Source organism: Bacillus sp. 196mf (assembly GCF_003217275.1).
GTDB classification, from domain to species: Bacteria; Bacillota; Bacilli; order Bacillales; family Bacillaceae_G; genus Bacillus_A; species Bacillus_A thuringiensis_S.
Genome location: NZ_QJTG01000026.1, coordinates 1 through 21581, shown reverse-complemented (window position 1 = coordinate 21581; position 21581 = coordinate 1). Strand labels below are relative to the sequence as shown.

The window sequence follows — 21581 nt, the reverse complement described above, 5'->3', positions numbered from 1 at the left end:
GCTGGTGGAAATCAGCTTCTTTAGCTTGAGGGGGGAAGTTTGTGTATAAAGTAATTGCGAAGAGGCTTTTAAATGCAATTCCGCTTTTATTTGTTATTTCTATTATTTCTTTTCTATTAATAAAACTAGCACCGGGGGATCCGGTTCGAAACTTTGTAACGCCAAATATGAGTCCAATTGATGTGGAGCGTATTCGCAAAAGTTTAGGACTAGATGAACCAATTTATGTGCAGTATTTTTTATGGTTAAAAAACATTTTAACAGGAAACTTTGGTTACTCACTTCAAAATCATCGTCCTGTTTTGGAACTTATCACAGAAAGATTACCTGCAACAATTGGATTAATGGGATCATCTTTACTCGTCTCATTCGTAATTGCAATACCACTTGGACTATTTACAGGTGTGAAAAAGAATTCATTCTTTGACCGCATTGTAAACTTTATTTCATACGTTGGTATTTCTATGCCGGTTTTCTGGTTTGCACTACTATTAGTCTACTTATTCTCTTTAAAATGGAACCTACTTCCGAGTATGGGTATGCGCACCGTTGGTAAAGATTCTGTTTGGGATATTGTGCAACACGGCATTTTACCTTGCATGGTGCTAGCGTTCCAAAACGTATCTGTTTATATGAGATATATTCGTTCAAGTACGATTCAGCAATTAGAAGAAGAATATGTACAAATTCAATATGCGTACGGCGCTTCAAAGAAAACGGTGTTATTTAATCACGTACTTCGAAATGTATTAATACCGATCATTACAATTTTCGGATTATCGATTCCAAGTTTAGTAGGCGGAGCATTTATTACGGAAACAGTATTTTCATGGCCGGGTCTTGGTTCACTTGGGGTAAATGCTATTTTTAGATTTGATTATCCGATTATCATGGCAATTACATTACTATCATCATTCATGTTAATTCTCGGTAACTTAATTGCTGATATTTTATATGGCGTAGTAGATCCGCGCATTCGAATGAGGGGGTGATTTGGAATGAATAATAGGAGATTTCAAACGATAAAACATAGCTTTACGAAAAATAAGTTTGTTGCAATGGGAGTTATTATACTTGCGATTTTAACGGTCGCATCAATTTTCGCATTCGTATCGCCGTACGATCCTAGCAAAATGTCGATTCCAGATCGCTTACAAGAACCAAGTATGAGTCATCCTTTCGGAACGGATGATTACGGAAGGGATTACTTAACGAGAGCGTTATATGGCGGACGAGTTTCACTTGCGATCGGTTTTCTTGCGATGGTTGTTTCTATTACAATCGGTACCGCAGTTGGAACAATTAGCGGATATTTTGGCGGAAAGTTAGACAACTTTTTAATGCGAGTTGTTGAAGTGCTTATGTCAATTCCATCATTCTTTTTAATGCTACTATTAAATGCTTATTTAAAACCAGGAATTACGACGCTAGTTCTTATTATCGGATTACTAACATGGATGGACACCGCGCGCATTGTAAGGGCAGAAACGTTATCTGTAAAAGAGCGTGAGTACGTTTTATACGCAAAAGTATCAGGACAAAAATCACTTATGATTATTGTAAGACATATCATTCCTAACATTTTATCAACCATTATTATCGCCGCGACATTAACGATTGCGACATCAATTTTAATGGAATCATCACTTAGTTTCTTAGGTTTAGGTATTAGAGAACCAGATTCTTCTTGGGGCAGCATGCTAAACAATGCGCAAGGATATATTGGTGAAGCTTGGTATTTAACACTCTTCCCAGGATTCCTTATCCTTTTAACGGTACTTAGTTTTAACGTAATTGGTGAAGCATTGAAGAAAGCTTTCGCACCAAAAGGAGCCGGACATGAAAACTAAAGTGTTAAGTGAAAGGAGTGAGAAGCGTGTCTGAAAAACTACTAGAAGTGAAAAATTTAAAGACTTCTTTTTTCATAGAAAGTGGCGAAGTTGAAGCGGTTCGCGGCGTTACATTTCGCTTAAATAAAGGAGAAGTAGTCGGTATCGTTGGGGAATCTGGAAGCGGAAAGAGTGTAATGGCGAAGTCTGTTATGTCTCTCGTTACGTCACCAGGAAAAGTGAAAGAAGGGGAAATCCTTTTTCATAATGAAAACATACTTTCTAAATCTGAAAAAGAATTACGTTCTATTAGAGGAAATCAAATTTCACTTATCTCTCAAGACCCAATGTCAGCGCTAAATCCAGTCGTGAAAATTGGGAAACAAATGACGGAAGTAATTATACGTCATCAAAAAGTGAAAAAGAAAGAAGCAGAGCAAATCGCGATTAACTTGTTAAAACAAGTCGGCCTTTCGTCACCAGAAGAAAGGGTAAAACAATATCCGCATGAACTAAGCGGTGGTATGAAGCAGCGGGTTATGATCGCAATGGCGATGTCTTGTAACCCAGACCTTCTTATTGCTGACGAACCGACGACTGCACTTGATGTAACGATACAAGCACAAATACTAGATTTAATGAAAAACTTAAAGAACGAAACGAATATGGCGTTACTTCTTATTACGCATGATTTAGGAATTGTCGCGCAAAACTGTACGCGCGTCATCGTTATGTACGGCGGGCTTATTATGGAAGAAGGATCTGTACTTGATATTTTCCAATCGCCGAATCATCCATATACGAAAGGGCTATTAAACTCTCTGCCAAAAATAGCGAACGGCGTAAAAGAAAGACTCGCTCCTATTCAAGGGGTAACACCAAACTTATTAAACCCGCCACAAGGTTGCCCATTCGCAGAGCGTTGCCCGCATGCGATGGATATTTGTGAAAAAGAACGTCCACCATATTTTGAAATCGGAAACGAAAGACGTTCCATGTGTTGGTTAAATGATAGGGCGGTAGGTGATTTCCATGCATGAAGAAAACTTAATTGAAGTTCGGAACTTAAAAAAGTATTTTCCTATTAAAAAAGGACTATTTGGCAGGAAAACAGAGCAACTAAAAGCAGTCGATGACCTTAGCTTCACCATTAAAAAAGGTGAAACATTCGGATTAGTAGGAGAATCAGGTTGCGGAAAATCAACGACAGGAAGAAGCATCATTCGTTTACACGATGTCACTTCAGGTAACGTTTTATTCGACGGAAAAGATATCGCAAGTTTAAAAGAAAGTGAACTAAAAGAATATAGAAAACGAATGCAAATTATTTTCCAAGATCCATACGCATCATTAAACCCGGCAATGAACGTATTCCAAATTATTAGCGAACCGATGAACATTCACGGTTCCTACGAAAAAGAAGAACAAAAAGAAATCATTTTAGACCTTCTGAAAAAGGTAGGATTAAAAGAAGAACACTTATATCGCTACCCGCACGAATTTAGCGGAGGCCAGCGCCAGCGCATTAGCATCGCGCGTGCACTATCTGTAAAACCAGACTTTATCCTATGTGACGAACCAATCTCAGCACTCGATGTCTCAGTCCAAGCACAAGTCGTAAACATGCTGCAAGACATCCAAGAAGAAACAGGCGTCACATACTTATTCATCGCACATGACCTATCTATGGTAAGACACATATCAGACCGAATCGGAGTCATGTACCTAGGAAACATAGTAGAAATTGCCGACAGCGAAGACCTATACACAAAACCGGCACATCCATACACACAAGCACTACTCTCATCTATGCCAGAACCAGATCCAACAAACATAGGAAAAGAACGGATCATCCTAGAGGGAGAAGTGCCAAGCCCACTAAACTCACCATCCGGCTGCAAATTCAGAACGCGCTGCAAATTCGCCACTGAAAAATGCGCGCAGGAAGTACCGAAAATGGTGGAGATTGCGAAGGGGCATCAGGTGGCTTGTCATTTGTTTTAGATTTGAGGAAAAGCATTGGGGGGACCTGGTGCTTTTTTTCTTTGTAGGTGGACGTGGTGTGGGATTGGTTGTTAGTTTAGGAGATAACGCGCTCGAAATTTGTCGGTAAATCGATATGTTGTGTCGAAACGTTGATATATTCGGAGTTACGATCGATATAATCGAATAATCGTTGATATATTTTTTTAAAGAGTGGGATTGGTTGTAAATTAATGTAGAAATTTAATGTTTTCGAAAAAAAGAATTGACTTCTATATTAGTTGTAACTAAAATAGTTACATAAAGATGTAATCAATTTAGTTACAACTAATATCTGCTAAAAATATGATTTATATATTTAATTAAGGATGGTGGTCCATACGTTGCCACCCGGTGTAGAAAGTTACTAACACATTCAAATCAATGCATATTCTAAGCTTTAGTATTTTCTGTTACGGGGCAATAAGGTGCAACGTTATCTTTTGTTAAAAACATTGGTGGATCTTTCTTTGGAAATATTAGTTTTGGGGAAATATAGTAAGGTATCTAAAAAAGAACAAGGTATAAAAAGATGTACTTATATAAACCAAAAATTTAGTTGAGCTGGATAATAAAAAAAGGTAGGAGATTTAAATGGAGACGAAACAAGATAACCTTATTTACGTATGGGATGCATATTGTGGATGGTGCTATGGTTTTTCAGAAAGTATTAAAGGATTTTACAAAAACCACACTGAAGTGCCATTAACGGTTTTATGTGGAGGGTTATTTTTAGATAATTTACCAATGAAAAACTTCTCATATATAGAAGAAGGAAATAAAAGAATTAATCAACTTACAGGTGCTGAATTTGGTCCTTCATATCAAAAATTGGTGGAGGAAGGGACTTTTAAAATGAATTCGAAAGATGCTGCAATTGGTTTTTCAGCTTTACGCTCATTAGCGCCAGACCGTTTATTAGAATTCACTTCGGCTATGCAAAAAGCGTTTTATTATGAGGGTCAAAGTCTGAGTGATCCTGAAACATATCGCAAGATTGCAATCGAGCATGGTTTGGACCCTGAACAAGTATTAGAACGTTTAAACGCTCAAGAAACAATAATAGATGTCCAAAATGATTTCAATAAAGTTCGACAGCTTGGTGTTAATAGCTATCCTTCCTTACTTTTACAAAAGGATAATCAAATTATTCCTATTGGTGGTGGCGTAATGACGCCGGATAAAATTGAAGCGCGTTTTAAAAATTTATATTAAGAAAATTTAGGATATAGTAGCAAACATGTTATCTTAGGCCACCTGACATTCATCTCCGGAATATTCGCCAGTACTATTACACTTTCAGATGAATGGGAGTGGGAGATTTTATCCCGCTTTAACGGGCAGTAAGACCCCCACCTCAAAATTCAGTGGAAGCAAAGAAGTTAGGTGGGGGATCAACTGTCCGTAAAAGTCCGATTGGTTCAACTAATAATCAGTGGGGGATGAACAAAACCCCCACTGATTAAAGTTTCACTTTATCGGAACAAGATAAAAATATGATAATTAGTTCATAACTTTAACAAAAGGAGAATAACATACTATGTTTAAAACAATCGATACAAATCAACAAGATGTGAAATTAACGGTGTTTAGTTCGGATGAAAAAAGCTTTATGGTCACAGCAACATTAGTTGAGAAAGCAGGACATGCATTTTTAATAAACTCAAAATTTACTCAATCTGATTCGAAAGAAATTGTAGAGTATTTGAAAAAAAACAACTTATCTCTAGATCAAATCTTTATTATTCATGGGGATCCAGACTACTACTTTGGATTAGAGAGCATTAAAGCCGTTTACCCAGAAGCTATAGCGTATGCTACGGAGTCTACTGTTGAACATATCGTTCATTCTGTCTTAGGGAAATTAAAAGTTTGGAAAGACGTCCTTGGAGAAAATGCACCAAGTAACGTGGTATTACCTCAAGTGTTTAAAGAAAACACAATTGATTTTCAGGGGTTAACATTTGAACTAGTAGGCTTAGATCATTACAGAACTAGCTTATTTAATAAAGAGCTGAAAGTATTAATTGGTGGTATTGATGTATTTAACGAAATACATGTATTCTTAGCGGATACTAGTTCAAAAGCGGCGATGGAGGCGTGGATTGAGAACTTGAAAGTGTTACAAGCATTATATGCTGACATAATTGTACCAAGCCATGGATCAATCGAAAAATCTCTAAATAATCAAGCACTTACTGCCACAATGGATTATCTAAGAACTGCGGTTCAAGCTTCTGAGGAAAGTGGAACTTCAAAAGATTTTGTGGCAAAACTTGAAGCAGCATATCCAGACTATGCAAATAAAGGTGTATTAGAATTAAGTGCAAAAGTTGTAACAAAAGAAATGCCTTGGGGTTAATGATATGAATAAATATCAAAAACTATTACATGAAACGTATGTGTTAACTGGCGAAGGGAAATTGGATGCGTTCAAAACGTATTTAAGTGAAAATGTATCTTGGACAGAAGCTGCTGGGTTTCCATATGCAGGTACTTATATAGGTCCAGATGAAGTAGTGAAAAACGTACATGAACGTCTTGGCACGGAATGGGATGACTATAGCGCTAAAGATGAAATTTATACTTTTAATAACAATACTGTTATTGTGTATGGAAAATATAGTGGAACATATAAAGCTACAGGGAAGTCATTTGTAGCAGATTTTTGTCATCTTTATAAGTTTGATGAGAACGATAAGGTTAAGAAGTTTATTCAAATTGTGGACAGTGCAACTGTTAATGAGGTATTAAGTTAGAGCTAATCGTTTCTAATATGTCTTGTATAGGGGGGCTAGGATAAATGAAATTCCTAACATTACCCCTGACATTATATTTTGGGGAAGGTTTCTCCTTCTTCAAACTTTTTATAGAAGAAAACTTATTTAAGTAGAAGAGGTAGGTATATATGAAATTAGAGAAAAGTTTAATCATAACAATTATTTCTGTATTTATTTTAGGAGTAGTTTCGACTTTAGTATATCAAGCTTCCACCGGTAATAACAAAGGGAACTCAATAAAGAGCGAGAATGTTGCTTCTGTATCAAAAGAAGTGAAAGAAAATGAAAAGAATAAAAAGATGGTAGTTGATTTCTATAATGAAGTTTTTAACAAACATAATATCGATATTATCCCTAAATATGTTAGTGAAGATTATAAGCAACATAATCCTTTTGTTGCTGATGGACGAAAAGCCTTCATGGATTTCTTTAAGGAGGATTTTGTTAAAAATCCTAATTCCTCTGCAGAGATTAAACGTGTAGTAGCTGAAGGGGATACAGTTGCTCTTCATGTACATTCTCGTACTAATTCTCAAGATAAGGGAGTTGCTATAGTGGATATATTTCGTATCAAGGATGGAAAGATTGTCGAACACTGGGATGTAATTCAAGAGATTCCAAGTGAAGCAGCTAATGATAATACGATGTTTTAGATAGAAGATATATTTAATAATTGTTTAATTGATAGTGCTGTATAAAATTTAGAAATTTAGATAAGTAAAGGAGATGTCCTAGTACCATGCCTGGGACATCTCCTTTTTGTTTTAACGAGATTTAATTTATTGTTACTTGTATTTTTTTATGTACTACTATTCGATTACACATCATTTCAGGCGGTTTTCTTTTATCCCGCATTAATGGGCAGTAAGATCCCCACCTCTTTTAATTCTTCAATTAATAAAAAGTTTGCTTTCAAATTAGAAAGGGTTAGTCCCTCACACCCAAAAACAAAGGGGAACTCAATTATTCAAATTCATATAAAGTTTCAATCTTGTCTAAGCATCCATTAGGATATGCAATGGATCATCCGTTTTTCTTTACATAATCTCCAGATGCAGTCCATATCAACTATAGATTCTTGTCTTATGCTAAATGTAATCAAAAAGCAAGTAGATAAAGATAATGACTAAAACATTAACTCTAGATACTTTTTTGATGAATATTACAAATAAACAGGAGGTAATGAAAAATGATTAAAACATTATTAGCAGGAGCAATTTTAAGTACAGGATTGGTAGCGGGAGGTGCAGATGATGCGAAAATGGACAATTTAAAGTCAAATGAAGATAGTTCAAATCAAGTAATTACACAGAGTGTAGATGGAACAACGTCTTTCTCACAAAACTTTGATTTACCTAAAGATGCAGTGCCAGCAACTCCTAAAGGAAACGCAAAAACTGTTGAAAGAACAGAGGGTACAGGTTCTCAAGAAGGAAAAATGGTACCAACAAAAGAAGGTACAGATTCTCAACCAGGATTTGAAATGGGATCCCCTGAGAAACCAGAATATGCAAAAACAGTTGAAAGAACAGAAGGTACAGATTCTCAAGAAGGAAAAATGGTACCAGCAAAAGAAGGAAATTAAATAATATATAGTTATAACGAGGAGCATCCAAAAAGTGGTGCTCTTTCTATATTATAGGAATTAACTAGTTCTACTGAATATAGAACTGTAGGAAGAATTGAGACTAGAACATGGGGGCCTATCTCTTCAAATCATGGTGTTTAGGGCAATAGTTTTGGTGGTAACGTTACAATACAAACATTTATTAGAGATTTTCTAAATTTACATACACTCTAGATAGACTACATATCAACTTCAGATACCTGTTTTATGATACAAGTAATCAAACAAAAGGAGGGCAATACAAAATGATTAAAACAGTATTAACAGGGCACTCTTTTAAGTACAGGAGATTATTAGCAGGTGGAGCAAATGTTGAAGATGTACAGACAGATAAGCATATTCCATATGAACAAGATGAATTGCAGCAAACTCTAGAAAAGTACGATTCGAAGAAGTTTGAGTTATAAAAAGAAAATAGATAAATGAACAAGAGAAAAGTATTTTCATTTGGATATAGGACTTGAATCAAACTTTTATACTAAAATATATACGGCAAAAAGGAGGGAGTACATTGCAGAAAATTATTTATGGAATATTAATTTTAATATATACTTTGTATTCATTTTTTGTAAGTGATGGAAGTGAAGTAAGGTTTATTATGCTGTTAACTATAGTGCTTATCTTTTCTGTGGTTTTAGAAAAAGGAAATGCAAACAAAAAGACTGATTAAGGGTCGTTTTGTTTGCATTTTTTTAATTGGCTATTACAGTCCAGATGTTTTAGGGGGAGCACCAAATTTCATTTTTGGGGCACTATTAAATTTTTAGTTGATGAAAATACGGTGCAACTCCTACTAGAGAAAACACCGCCTAAAATAGAAAACTTTTAACCTATTATCCTCTATTCCGTAGTTTTTAAGGTATTTAACACGACTTTGGTTGCATCTGCAATAAGTTTATCATCATATTTAGCATCTTCTTTATCATGATTAGAAAGTATAGCAAGAACAATCGGCTTTTTATTTGGTGGCCAAATAATTGCGATATCATTTCTTGTTCCGTAAGATCCCGCGCCTGTTTTATCAGCTACTTCCCATCCTTTTGGTACGCCAGCACGAATCAATTTATCTCCAGTTGTATTTCTCTTCATCCAATCTACTAATAGTTCACGTTTTTCTGTTGGAAGTGCAGTCCCTAATGTAAATGATTGAAGTGTCTTAGCTATCGCTTCTGGTGTACTGGTATCATGTGTTTCTCCTGGATGCACTTCATTTAATTCAGGTTCAAATCGTTCTGAAGTAGTAACAGTATCTCCTACTTCTCTCAAGATTTTTTCAAATTCAGAGGGACCTCCTAATTGTTTAAGAATCAAATTATGTGCTGTGCTGTCACTATATCGAACAGAAGCATCTGCAAGTTCTTTTAACGTCATTCCTGTATCAACATGCTTTTCAGTAATTGGATTATAATTAGAAAGATCTTCATGAGTATACGTAATCCTTTGATCAAGAGCTTCTAATGAGTTCTTGCGTAAAAGAGCGCCCACAGCTAATGATTTAGATGTAGATGCAAACGCAAAACGATCATCTGAATGATAAGCAACAGTTTGATTCGTACCTGTGTCCAGTGCATAAATACCAAGCTTAGCATCATATTCTTTTTCAAGTTTAGCAAAAGATTGATTACCTGTATTTTCTTGTTTAATTTGATTAGCTTGATTCGTTTGTTTAGGTGGTTCAGATTGAGCATTACTATTGGAACAGCCTATAAGTGATACACATGAAAGTAATACTACAGGTACAATCTTTTTGTAATGTAAAATGTTATAGAACTTGTTTAAAACGAACATAAATTTTCAACCTCTTTCAAGAATATATGGATTTTGTCTAGGTATTCTAAATACCGATGTAATTAAAGATGACATAAGGTAACAATACTACTGCAGCTGAAATTTCACAGGTTAAATGACATCCAAAACGTTTATCCCGCTATTTGCCGGGCAGTAAGACCCCCGCTGATTAAAGTTTCACTTTATATGATTGATAAGTCACGGTTTGGGTTGTTTCTTTTTTGTTTCCACTTGTAATGGTTCACCTGTGAAAGTATTACAATACATGTTTTTTACTTTTGGGAATAATAAGTCCTTTCATTTTTTTGTAATACATAAAAATAGATGTCAAACGGGATATGTTGTATCCAATCTGGACAACTCATATTAGAAATACACTTATTAGACACTCTAAGTAATAAATTTGTTCCACTTTAAGATGAGGAAGAATTTGGGGTTTGTAAATTAACAATGGAACTACGTGTTTTTTCGTCATACAAAAACCTCTACATATAAGTAGAGGTTTTTAAATTGCATATTAACGAATTATGCTTTTTCAGATAAACGAAGATAATAGAATACATAATTTTAACTAGATTTATTGTTAACTAATTTATCCCCACCAAGCTCCGCCTCAATCTGCGAAGTTTTCGATGACTCATCCATACGCCAATACGTAATAAAGCTTATCGCGATACAGCCAGCTACGTAGAAGTAGAATAGTGATTCCATTCCGATACTCTTTAGCCATAAAGCGATGAACTCAGCTGTTCCGCCGAATATCGCGACGGTTAGTGCATATGGTAAACCTACGCCGAGTGCGCGGATTTCAGTTGGGAAGAGTTCTGCTTTTACAATTGCGTTAATGGAAGTGTAACCAGTAACGATAATGAGACCGACCATCATGAGTAAAAATGCTACGATTGGTTCTGTCGTTTTTTCCATGAAGAAGAAGATCGGCGCTGTTAGTAATGTTCCGAGAATACCGAATGCCATTAATAGTGGGCGGCGTCCAATTTTATCGGATAGTAGCCCTGCAATCGGTTGAAGTACGACGAAAATAAGTAGTGCGACAAAGTTAATCCAGCTTACAACTTCTTTCGGAAGACCGACTGTGTTTACCATGAACTTTTGTAAATATGTTGTGTACGTATAAAATGCAACAGTGCCTCCTAATGTTAGGCCGACTACTGTTAATACTGCTTTCGGGTGTTTCATAAGCGCGCGAACGGTTCCTGCGCTCTCGCGTTTTTGTGATTTTATGTTTGAGAACTGCTCCGACTCATCCATCGTACGGCGAAGCCATAATACAGCTACTGCGCCCATCGCTCCAATAATGAATGGAATACGCCATCCCCAAGCTTTCATATCTGGTTCGCTTAGTAATTGCTGAAGAACAATTTGAACGCCTAACGCAACCATCTGTCCGGCAACGAGCGTTACATATTGGAAACTTGAATAAAAACCACGGCGTCCACTACTAGCCATTTCAGATAAATACGTTGCGGAAGTTCCATACTCTCCGCCGAGTGACAACCCTTGAAGTAAACGAGCAAGAACTAAAATAATAGGGGCCATAATACCGATACTTTCGTAACTCGGTGTACAGGCAATAATTAAAGAACCACCGGCCATAACTGTAATGGAAAGCGTTAATGCTGCCCGGCGTCCGTGCCGATCCGCATAGCGTCCCATTAATAAACTTCCGATAGGGCGCATTAAAAATCCAACTGCGAAAATAGCCGCTGTGTTTAGTAACTGACTCGTTGGATCTCCTTTAGGAAAGAACTCTGCTGAAAAATAAACGGCGAAAGCAGAGTAAACGTACCAGTCGTACCATTCAATTAAATTACCGACAGAACCTTTGAAGATATTGCCAGCGACTCGGTTTGATTTTACTTGAGCCATACTAATTCCTCCTCTTGCTTAGTAATAAAATGATAATTATGAAAGCGTGTTCAATGTAAAAGAATTGTACTGTTCTTTGGATGAAATCTCAATATTATGACAATTTTATTCTTTTTGTACTTTATGAACATGGATATTTTTAATAGTTGCTTCATTTTCAGTTTTGTCATAATAATAGAAAAGGAGATTGATAGTTTTGAATATTTTATCAAAGGATATGAAGCATGAAAAAATCACGCAAAGTGTCATTACAAACGAAAATAGTAAGCTTAATTATCGCGTTAATTTTATTTGTCGTTCTCCTATTAGCGGGAATATTTGTTTACATTCAGTCCGTTGATACGAAGCGCCAAGTAGAACAGTTAGCGCTGCAAACAGCTAAATCTCTTTCTTTTATGCCAGCTATAAAAGAGGCTTTTCAAAATAACGAGCATAAAAGTAACATTCAATCTATTGCGGAACAAGTTCGTGAGCAAGCTGGTGCGGATTATGTAATTGTGGAAGATCGCTATGGGGTTATGTATTCCCATTCTAATTCTGAGTTGATTGGAACAAAGAGTAACAACCCGTATAACTATGAAGCACTCACTTTTGGTGGCTATTATACGCTCGAAGGAAATGGTGAAAGTGGTCCTGCTTTAATGGCAAAGGCACCCATTATTGTTCATAACGGAGACTACGATCAAGTCGTAGGTGTTGTGACAGTAGAGTTTTTAATAAAAGGTATCGAATCTAATATACTGAGCAGAACGAAAGAAATTATACTCTTTTCCTTAGCTGTATTATTAGTTGGAATTGTTGGTGGCATTCTTTTAGCACGTAGCATTCGTAAAGATACACTCGGTTTAGAGCCAAATGAAATCGCAGCGCTATACCGGGAACGAAGCGCCATACTACTATCTATAAAAGAAGGAATTATCGCCATTGATCAAAATGGTTTTATTACGATGATGAACACGTCGGCAGAAGAAATGCTTCATGTAAATGATGATTATATGCAGCAGCACATTTCAAAAGTTTTACCGAATTTTAATATGGAAAGAGTGCTAGAAACCGATCAAGAAATCGCGTTTCAAGATAAAGTGTTTATTTTAAACATGACACCGATACTCGAAAATAATAGTACGGTAGGCGTTGTATGTAGTTTTAGAGATAAAACAGAACTGCAAAACTTAGTGAATACGATATCTGAGGTAAGAAAATATTCCGAGGACTTACGTGCTCAAACACATGAATTTACAAATAAACTTTTCGTCTTATCAGGATTACTTCAGTTAGGACATTACAAAGAAGCAATTGAATTTATCCAACAAGAATCTAATATTCATCAAAGCCAAAATCATATTTTGTTCCATCAAATTCATGATGCGAAAGTACAAGCTATTTTATTAGGAAAAATCGGAACAGCATCTGAAAAGAAAATTGATTTTCATATTGAAGGAGATAGCGCGCTTCATCCTTTACCAGAACATATAAAATTGTCGCATCTTATTACGATACTTGGAAATATAATCGATAATGCATTTGATGCGGTGAATGAACGAGAGGAAAAGAGTGTTTCCTTCTTTGTTACGGATATTGGACACGATATTGTGTTTGAAGTGATAGATAGCGGGATAGGGATACCGGCAGAAAAAATAACGACCATTTTTCAAAAAGGATTTTCAACGAAAGGAACTGATCGTGGTTACGGACTAGCAAACGTGAAAGAAATGGTAGATCTACTAGAGGGAACAATTGAAATTCAAAACGAGAAAAATGGGGGAGCTATTTTTATAATTTACCTTCCGAAAACATTGAAAGAAAGTACATGACAAACAGGGGGATGGACATATGTTGAAGGTTGCAATTGCAGAAGATGATTTCCGCGTCGCGCAAATTCAGGAAGAGTTTTTATTAAAAATAAAGGACGTAAAAGTGATCGGAAAAGCATTAAACGCAAAAGAAACGATAGAACTACTACAAAGAGAAGAAATCGATTTACTTCTATTAGATAACTATTTACCAGATGGAATTGGTACAGATTTATTACCGAAAATCCATGTTGACTTTCCAAACGTTGACGTCATTATGGTAACAGCGGCGAATGAAAACTATATGCTAGAAAAAGCAATTCGAAACGGAGTAAGCAACTATCTTATAAAACCGGTCACGTTAGAAAAATTCGTTCGCACCATTGAAGACTATAAAAGAAAGAAGCAATTATTACATAGTAACAATGAAGTAAATCAAGCACTCATCGATAACTTCTTTGGGATTTCGCAAACACAAGACATAAAAAACTTACCGACAGGTGTGGATCCGTTAACACTGCAAAAAGTGAAAGGGATTATAAAAGGATTTGAAGAGGGCATTACAATAGAAGAAATGGGAGAACAAATGGGGGCCTCCAGAACAACCGCAAGAAGATATTTAGAATACTTAGTAGCGACCGGCGAATGCACAGTAGAGTACACATACGGCATTATCGGACGACCAGAACGAAAATACCGAATAGGAAGAGGACTATGAAAAAACGATTATTACTATGTATATGGATCATGACAGGAGTAATAGTAATAGCTGGTTGTTCCTCGGAAAAATCCCATACGAATAAAGTGAACATCGACAAATTAGAAATCGTTGCGCCAAACGTTCAAGGAGCAGGATGGGACTTAACAGCACGAGCAATGCAAAAAACACTAACAGAAGAAAAAATCTTCACAAAATCAATCACAGTCACAAACAAAGTAGGTGGCAGCGGTGATGTCGGATGGAAATATACGAAACAAAAAGGCGGTCACGTACTGGCGATTAACTCAAGCTTACTCATAACGAACAACCTACTAGGCCACAGTAAACTAACATATAAAGACTTCACACCGCTCGCAACACTTGCATCAGATTGGGAAGTTGTTGTCGTATCAAAAGACTCAAACATAGAAAACGCAAAACAACTCATGGAACAACTAAAACAAAACAAGAAAAACTTCAAAATCGGCGTTGCCCCAGGCCTAGGAAACGACGATCACTTATCCTTCGTACAAGTAAGCAAAGCATTCGGTATAAACCCGGCCGAACTACAATTCTTCGTCTACGAAAACAAAGAAAAAATCATAAACGCCCTAACGAACAAACAAATAGGCGCCGCAACCATGACCCTATCTGAAGCCGAAAAACAATACAAAGCCGGCAAAATAAAAATACTAGCCGTATCCGCACCAAAACGACTAGACCGACTACCAGAAATCCCAACATGGAAAGAACAAGGAATCAACGTCATATTCCGACACTGGAAAGGAATTATGGGCCCGAAAGATATGACGGAAGAAGAGGTTGCTTATTGGGATAGCATTATTAAAAAGATGGTGGAGAGTGATAGTTGGAAGGGGATTTTGAGGGAGCGGGGTTGGGAGAGTTTTTATAAGGGGAGTGGGGAGACTAGGGGGTTTCTTGAGCAGAGTAGTGAGGAGTATAAGGAGCTAGTGGGGAATAATAGGAATTATTAAATCATACAGTATGGCGTATGATTTTTCTTTTACACATAGTTTGGTAAAATAGTAGTAATTGTAATTTATTGTAACGGTGGGGATGAAAATGTTAGAGCAACTCATAATTGAATTGGCTAAATCAATGAAGCAGGCTGAAGATATAAATGGTGATAAAACTTATTGGATTATAAACAAGGATGATAAAGGATTAGATGTTCAAACTAAAACTTCAAGTGGACAATATGCAAAGGAAGAAGAAGCACCATCTTATTTTAACGTGAGTTTTGAGCTTCTTAAGAATGCTTGGGGAAAGCTTATCGCTATGCGTACGGTAAAGAGTGAAGATTTCGGACAAGTGAGTGAATGTAACGATTTCTTAAGAGCTTTCTTTTCACAGCTTCCATTTGTGAATGTAACGGAATCAGGGGCTATTACATTTAAAGAGTTCCAAACTGATAATTTGCCATGTGAGCAGTATCATAAAGTTGTTGGGTTTTTGGAAGAGGTAATAAACGATACGTACGATCCGAAAAATTTAAGTGATCAAATTAGTGGTAATTTGTATAGAGTTAAATCTAAAGGAAGACAAGATTTAAGGTTACTGGGATTTTTAAATGATAATCATGATATTGATACGTCTTTATTAAATGAATACATTGGAGAAAAGAGTAAGAATGATGCTATTCGGAAGCTAGTTTTAAAGCAGGAGTATTTTCAAATTGCTCTGTTTGTACTTAATCTTTTAAGAGTGTATCCGAGGGCTGCCAAGAAAGCTACTTTAGTTGATTTAGCGATGACAATCGTCCGGAACTCTAGAGGGGATAATTTAATGCTAGAATCATTAGCGAAAGAGCGTACGCATAATCTCTTAATGTGGTCTGAGAAATTGGAAATAATTAATGCTGAATGGATTCCAGCCGAGCAATACATAAAAAAGAGTGAAGAAAAGGGCGGTAATATGAGTAGTAGTTTACGTGAAGGCCTTTTAAAGGTAATGAAAGAATATTTGGATGCAAAAACAGAAAAATTTGCAGGACATAAATTAGGATTAACAGTCCGAAATGATATAGCAACGGAAATCATTCGTTTACCATTTATAAATGAGAAGCAGTACAGTGTGATAGGGTCAGTTGGGAAAGGGAATTGGGCAACAGTTCCGTGGATTGCGCTAATGCATAGAGATATTACAACATCGACACAGAGAGGATATTATATCGTCTATTTATTTAGCGAAGATATGCAACGATTGTATTTGACCATTGGACAAGGTGTGACAGAAACAACTAAAGAAGAGATGCAAAAAATTAAAGAAGAGATTCGTGAACAAATACATATGTCCCAAAAGGTGAAAAAAGATGATGAGATTTTTCTAGGAACAAGCTCAAAAGCAAAAGGATATGCGAATTCAACAGCGGCTTATATTGCGTATGATGTTAATAAAATGCCAAGTGAAAAAGAGTTAGTAGAGGATCTAGAAGAAATGCTTCGCTATTATGAGGGATTCATATCCTATAAAGAGGAAGGAACGAAGTATGAAATGATTTATGAAAGGAAAGAAGTGTATTTAGATCAACAATCAATTATTGATCATGTGTCTTCTTATATTCAAAGTAAAGGTTTCTTTTATGAGAAAAAGGATCTTATTAATTTCTTCCTTTCATTAAAGACAAAGCCGTTTGTGATTTTATCAGGTATTTCAGGTACAGGGAAAACGAAAATTGTTCAGTGGTTTGCCGAGAGTTTAGGGGCTACGGAAGAGAATGGACAATTTACACTTATTCCGGTTCGACCTGATTGGAGTGATAGTTCTGATTTGCTTGGTTATGTGAACCTTCAAGGGGAGTTTCAAGAAAGACCGTTAATTAAAGTTCTTGAAAATGCAGATGCAAACCCAAATAGGCCGTATTTTGTAGTGTTGGATGAGATGAATTTAGCGCGAGTGGAATACTATTTTAGTGATTTTTTAAGTGTAATTGAAAGTCGTAAATGGAAAGATGGAAAAATTGTTACGTCACCAGTGCTTCCAGAATCCATTACGAATAAGCACATTACGATCCCAGCAAATGTATATATTATCGGAACGGTAAACATGGACGAAACGACACATCCTTTAAGTAAGAAAGTATTAGATCGTGCGAATACAATTGAATTTAATACCGTTAACTTAGATTATTTTAATTTCTTAATGGATATAGAAGAGAAGGAAGCTGAAGTTGTTTCTAATAGCTCTTTAGCAACCGAGTATCTTCATTTAAAAGAATGCTTTAAAGAAAATGAAGACCTTGTGAGAAATATATCGACTATTTTAATAGAAATAAATAAATCACTGGAATCAGTTGGGGCTCAAGTTGGATATCGTATACGAGATGAAATTTGTTTCTATATGGCATACAACGAAAAAGGAAAGTTATTATCGTTTGATGAAGCACTTGATTATCAAATATATCAAAAGATTTTACCACGTCTTGCAGGTAGCGATGGAAGAACAGAAGAGGTATTAAAGCAGTTGTATATATTATGTGCAAATGAGGAATATGATAGTGGCAACAATGATGCTTCATATGCTAAATATCCTCGTTCTGCTAACAAGCTGTCTCATATGTTAAGGAGGTTCGAGTATGATGGTTTCACCTCTTTCTGGATCTAATAATGAGATAGAGCTAGTTAAGATTGAAACAGAGGAGCTATCATTGACGATTAAAGGAAATCCTTATCATGAAAAATATGAGAGTTTAAAAGAGTATCACGCTATGAACGCAGATGAAATGATGTATTTTCAGGTAGATGGGAAGGCAGAATCCGTTTCTGTGTTTGATGCGAGATTGCAGAGATTAGATAAATGGAACGAACATCCGCCGATCTTTTTTGAAAATAGAAGTTATCAGCTTGTTGTTGTTCCGAAAAATAACAAGCAGCTCTCCTTTTATCATGAACATCCAGGATTTCGAAAACAAGTTAGTTCCATTAAAATGGGTTCACTTCACGTGTTAATGGGAAATCTTTCTTTTCCGAATGAAGTAGGAAATACAACGTTTGAAATTAAAGATGATAAAGAAACTTTATTAACCGTTACATTTGAAGTTTTTCCAGTAAAACTTGATTATAAGGATGATTATAAAGCTTTATTAGATGAGGTAAATGATGAAATTTATAATTTAGCGTTTCATCTACTAAAGAGAACTTACTTAGGAGCATCTGCAATTTACGCTACAAATCCATCGAAGAGTGAATTTTATCGTATTTTAAATGATTCCTTTGAGCGATTTATGAAGTCGATCTCTCATATAAAAAGACAGCCGCATCACACACTTATGACTAGGCATCAACTTGTACGAGGAGAAAAAATTCGTAAATTGGATTCTGTCGGAATGAATTATTTACGAAAGCGACCACACTTGCTGCAAGAAGAAAACAGTATACCGACTAAAGGCATTACAGCTTATAAGGAAGTGTCTTATGATACGTTAGAAAATCGATTTGTTAAATGGATGATTCAACGAGTTGTACATAAAATAGATGATCTACTTAAGGCGTTAGAGCCAAAGTCTAGATATACACGTGGTGAAACTGATGAAGATTTGCTGGAACGTGTAAAAAATATGAAGTATCGAATGAAAAATGAATTGAACGATCAATTTTGGAGAGGAATCGGAAAATTAGATCGATCAGTTTTTTCACTTGTTATCCAAATGGCAGCAGGCTATAGAGATGCGTATCAAATCTTCTTAATGCTATCACGAGGCTTAACATTACGAGGACAAATTTTTAAAATGTCGGTAAAAGATGTTGCAAGGTTATACGAATACTGGACGTATTTAAAACTTGGACAAATTCTATCCAAAAAGTATATACCGCTCCATCAAGATGTTATTCAAGTTAAACAAGATGGTTTATATGTAACGCTAGATGAAAGTAAAACTGCGAAAAGAACGTTTAAACACCCAGAAACAGATGAGGTAATCGAGCTTTACTTCCAAAAAAGAAATGGTGGACTGCCAACAGTTACGCAAAAGCCGGATACGATGCTCGCTATTGAGAAAAAGGGAAAGAGCTATCAATATCAATACATTTTTGATGCGAAATATCGGATTGATTTTGCTGAAACAGCTCATTATAAAAGTCGATATCGAACCCCTGGTCCGCTAGAAGAGGATATTAACACAATGCATCGATACAGAGACGCATTAGTAGTAGAACAAGAAGGACCCTTTGAGCGGACAGCTTACGGAGCGTACGTATTATTCCCATGGAACCAAGAGGAAGCGTACGAGAACCATCCATTTTATAAAAGTATAGAAAAAGTAAATATTGGTGGATTTCCGTTCTTACCCAAGGCAACAAGACTAGTTGAACAATTTCTAGATCATCTCATTGAAAAAAGCCCAGAAGAAATTATAAGAGAAGGAATCCTTCCAAGAGGAACAAAAGAAGAATGGCACTCTGCACTAGAAGAAAAAGTATTAGTAGGCAGTGTGAAAAATGAAAGTGACTATGAAACATATAGAAAGAATGGCGTATATCAGCTACCAGTTACACAACTAAAACCAGGATGGCAAGAAGCGAAGTACATAGCATTATATGCACCGAAAAAATGGCACGGAGAAAAAGGTGGCATTCAATATGTAGCCAAAATTAAACACATTCAAATGCAACAAAACGATGCTTATGTACATTTCGAACTAGAGCCATGGAAAAAACTAGACCACCTCATCCGCCCAGTAGGATATGGCATTCAAACATATACAATAACAACTATGTCGCTATTAAAAGAAGTACAAGAACTCCCAGAACTCTTCATGAAATCAAAAGAAGAACGAACTCTTTGGAAAACGCTGCGCCGTTTTACGAAGCAAGTTAAAGTTGAGTTGGATCATCGTAATTTAGATGAGGCTTCTTCTATTAAAAGTTATTATGTGCAGGATGTTCAGATTTGGGTTGATTATGAGAATGGGGTTGTTATGGTGGGAAGAGATGGGCGAGTTAAGGAAGTTCCTTTGGAGTTGGTTGTTGGGAGAGGTTCGGTGCTGTTTAGGGAAGTTTTAGAGGTGCTGAATGTTAGGGAATAGCGCTTAGATACAAGGTTGATTAAGTCATGGATAAGGGGCCAAAAGATAAATATTAGTTGAATAAAGCGTATTGTTGGCTATGGGAAGAAGAGCATATGGGATATATGCTCTTCTTTTTATTTGTAAATAAAGTGGATGTGAAATTTAAATGATGAGCACCACCCTGTCAAGGTGGCGCTCTCCCTGCTGAGCTACGGGAGAAAGATTGATTTAAAGGGGTTTTCACAGGTTTGTATAAATGAAATTCCATTAAAAAACAATGGTTATTGTAAGTTCTGTGACCATTTGTGACCACAAAATTATGTGCTTAGCTGTCTGTATATGAGTTTGTTTATTTGTAACAGTTATTGAAATGTCGATTATAATATATTGTTTTATAAGATTAAAATATTGATAAATATAGGAACTTCCTATACAAGGATAACCAAATTATTCTAATTTGTTATGTGATTTTTGGTATAATAAGATTCTAAACGGTTGGTAAAACATTACTAAATATAAAATTAATTGTTATATATAATTAAAGTGATTTAATGTGTATTATTGAGGAGTAAATTAAAAAAAAGAACATGGAAGGAGTATAGATATGTCAAAGAATCAGCTAACTAGAAATATGGAAAAATTATTAAAAAAATTAAAAAAAAGCCTGAAACAATCCGATATAGATAAGGTAAGTACATATCTAAAACAGGGATGCGAAATTAGTGGTTCAACTTTTTTTGTCTTACTAAAAAGTAACGTATATGATATGTTCGGGGAAGGTAACTACTCAGCTTAGTTAGGAAACAAGGCATGCCAAATACATGTTTCCGATTTGAAAACATGATAAAGAAAAGACTCCAATCAGAGAATGAATCTAGATCAAATCGAGAAATTCTCTTATGAAGTCGTGATTTTCCAAGGAACCGTTCCGGTTTCTATAACCTGGCCTATCGCTTGTAAGACAGATTGTTTTTGTTTTTTCATGGTACTCATAAAGCTTCGTATTTGACAAAAAGATTCTGCACCTTTCTCACTTCGGAAAGTCCCAGACACTTTCTGTTTAACTTTCGTCATTCGAATATCCCGTTCTGCTTGATTGTTATCAAATGGAATGTCTGGATGTTCTAAGA

General features: G+C 35.9%; 20 protein-coding genes. 17 read left to right on the top strand and 3 right to left on the bottom strand.

The annotated features are described in order from the left end of the window. Positions 1–41 precede the first annotated feature (41 nt). From ATL10_RS24920 to ATL10_RS31395, 11 genes are all read left to right on the top strand, one after another. Complete coding sequence (locus ATL10_RS24920) at positions 42–992, top strand: ABC transporter permease (RefSeq protein WP_098508306.1); 951 nt, start codon at positions 42–44, stop codon at positions 990–992. A 6-nt stretch (positions 993–998) separates the two neighbouring features. Next, positions 999–1850, top strand: a complete 852-nt coding sequence (locus ATL10_RS24915; RefSeq protein WP_110497757.1) for an ABC transporter permease — start codon at positions 999–1001, stop codon at positions 1848–1850. A 26-nt stretch (positions 1851–1876) separates the two neighbouring features. Continuing rightward, positions 1877–2869 (top strand): ABC transporter ATP-binding protein, encoded by a 993-nt coding sequence (locus ATL10_RS24910; protein ID WP_001291162.1) that lies wholly within the window; start codon positions 1877–1879, stop codon positions 2867–2869. Continuing rightward, on the top strand, positions 2862–3833 hold the full coding sequence (locus ATL10_RS24905) for an ABC transporter ATP-binding protein (protein ID WP_000544130.1): 972 nt from the start codon (positions 2862–2864) through the stop codon (positions 3831–3833). The genes ATL10_RS24910 and ATL10_RS24905 overlap by 8 nt, the downstream gene beginning before the upstream one ends. A gap of 612 nt (positions 3834–4445) precedes the next feature. Then, on the top strand, positions 4446–5066 hold the full coding sequence (locus ATL10_RS24895; RefSeq protein WP_000448622.1) for a DsbA family protein: 621 nt from the start codon (positions 4446–4448) through the stop codon (positions 5064–5066). A 325-nt stretch (positions 5067–5391) separates the two neighbouring features. Continuing rightward, positions 5392–6213: an MBL fold metallo-hydrolase gene (locus ATL10_RS24890; protein WP_110497755.1), complete on the top strand. Its 822-nt coding sequence runs from the start codon at positions 5392–5394 to the stop codon at positions 6211–6213. Between the two features lie 4 nt (positions 6214–6217). After that, on the top strand, positions 6218–6610 hold the full coding sequence (locus ATL10_RS24885) for a nuclear transport factor 2 family protein (RefSeq protein ID WP_001046367.1): 393 nt from the start codon (positions 6218–6220) through the stop codon (positions 6608–6610). Between the two features lie 149 nt (positions 6611–6759). Then, entirely contained in the window at positions 6760–7284 is a 525-nt protein-coding gene (locus ATL10_RS24880) for a nuclear transport factor 2 family protein (protein WP_000764214.1), read from the top strand. 536 nt (positions 7285–7820) lie between these two features. Continuing rightward, positions 7821–8216 (top strand): hypothetical protein, encoded by a 396-nt coding sequence (locus tag ATL10_RS24875; RefSeq protein WP_000598091.1) that lies wholly within the window; start codon positions 7821–7823, stop codon positions 8214–8216. 287 nt (positions 8217–8503) lie between these two features. Then, a complete protein-coding gene (locus ATL10_RS31400) occupies positions 8504–8665 on the top strand; it encodes a hypothetical protein (protein ID WP_016082676.1) in 162 nt (53 codons plus the stop codon). Between the two features lie 104 nt (positions 8666–8769). After that, positions 8770–8928 (top strand): hypothetical protein, encoded by a 159-nt coding sequence (locus ATL10_RS31395; protein ID WP_181419344.1) that lies wholly within the window; start codon positions 8770–8772, stop codon positions 8926–8928. Between the two features lie 170 nt (positions 8929–9098). Here the strand turns inward: ATL10_RS31395 and blaIII are convergent, their stop codons facing one another. Together blaIII and ATL10_RS24860 are read right to left on the bottom strand one after the other, a co-directional pair. Next, positions 9099–10046, bottom strand: coding sequence for a class A beta-lactamase BlaIII (gene blaIII, locus ATL10_RS24870; RefSeq protein WP_097996994.1), 948 nt, complete (start codon positions 10044–10046; stop codon positions 9099–9101). A gap of 567 nt (positions 10047–10613) precedes the next feature. Continuing rightward, a complete protein-coding gene (locus tag ATL10_RS24860; RefSeq protein ID WP_016513670.1) occupies positions 10614–11933 on the bottom strand; it encodes an MFS transporter in 1320 nt (439 codons plus the stop codon). Positions 11934–12157: 224 nt separating this feature from the next. Here ATL10_RS24860 and ATL10_RS24855 point away from each other — a divergent pair, with 224 nt between their 5' ends. From ATL10_RS24855 to ATL10_RS24830, 6 genes are all read left to right on the top strand, one after another. Next, on the top strand, positions 12158–13747 hold the full coding sequence (locus ATL10_RS24855) for an ATP-binding protein (protein ID WP_110497753.1): 1590 nt from the start codon (positions 12158–12160) through the stop codon (positions 13745–13747). A 19-nt stretch (positions 13748–13766) separates the two neighbouring features. After that, the gene (locus ATL10_RS24850; RefSeq protein ID WP_110497730.1) at positions 13767–14444 is read left to right on the top strand and encodes a response regulator; all 678 of its coding nucleotides are present in this window, start codon (positions 13767–13769) and stop codon (positions 14442–14444) included. Next, positions 14441–15421, top strand: coding sequence for a tripartite tricarboxylate transporter substrate binding protein (locus ATL10_RS24845; RefSeq protein ID WP_142670003.1), 981 nt, complete (start codon positions 14441–14443; stop codon positions 15419–15421). Before ATL10_RS24850 ends, ATL10_RS24845 begins: the two co-directional genes overlap by 4 nt. 88 nt (positions 15422–15509) lie before the next feature. Continuing rightward, positions 15510–18050: an MrcB family domain-containing protein gene (locus tag ATL10_RS24840; RefSeq protein ID WP_142670002.1), complete on the top strand. Its 2541-nt coding sequence runs from the start codon at positions 15510–15512 to the stop codon at positions 18048–18050. Further along, positions 18025–20469 carry a restriction endonuclease-like protein gene (locus ATL10_RS24835; RefSeq protein WP_142347273.1) on the top strand — a complete coding sequence of 815 codons (2445 nt, stop codon included), beginning with the start codon at positions 18025–18027 and terminating at the stop codon, positions 20467–20469. The genes ATL10_RS24840 and ATL10_RS24835 overlap by 26 nt, the downstream gene beginning before the upstream one ends. A gap of 586 nt (positions 20470–21055) precedes the next feature. Further along, complete coding sequence (locus ATL10_RS24830; RefSeq protein ID WP_110497724.1) at positions 21056–21247, top strand: hypothetical protein; 192 nt, start codon at positions 21056–21058, stop codon at positions 21245–21247. A 101-nt stretch (positions 21248–21348) separates the two neighbouring features. On the opposite strand, the gene ATL10_RS24825 is transcribed toward ATL10_RS24830, so the two are convergent. After that, a partial coding sequence (locus ATL10_RS24825; RefSeq protein ID WP_142670001.1) for an IS66 family transposase occupies positions 21349–21581 on the bottom strand: 233 nt, incomplete at its 5' end.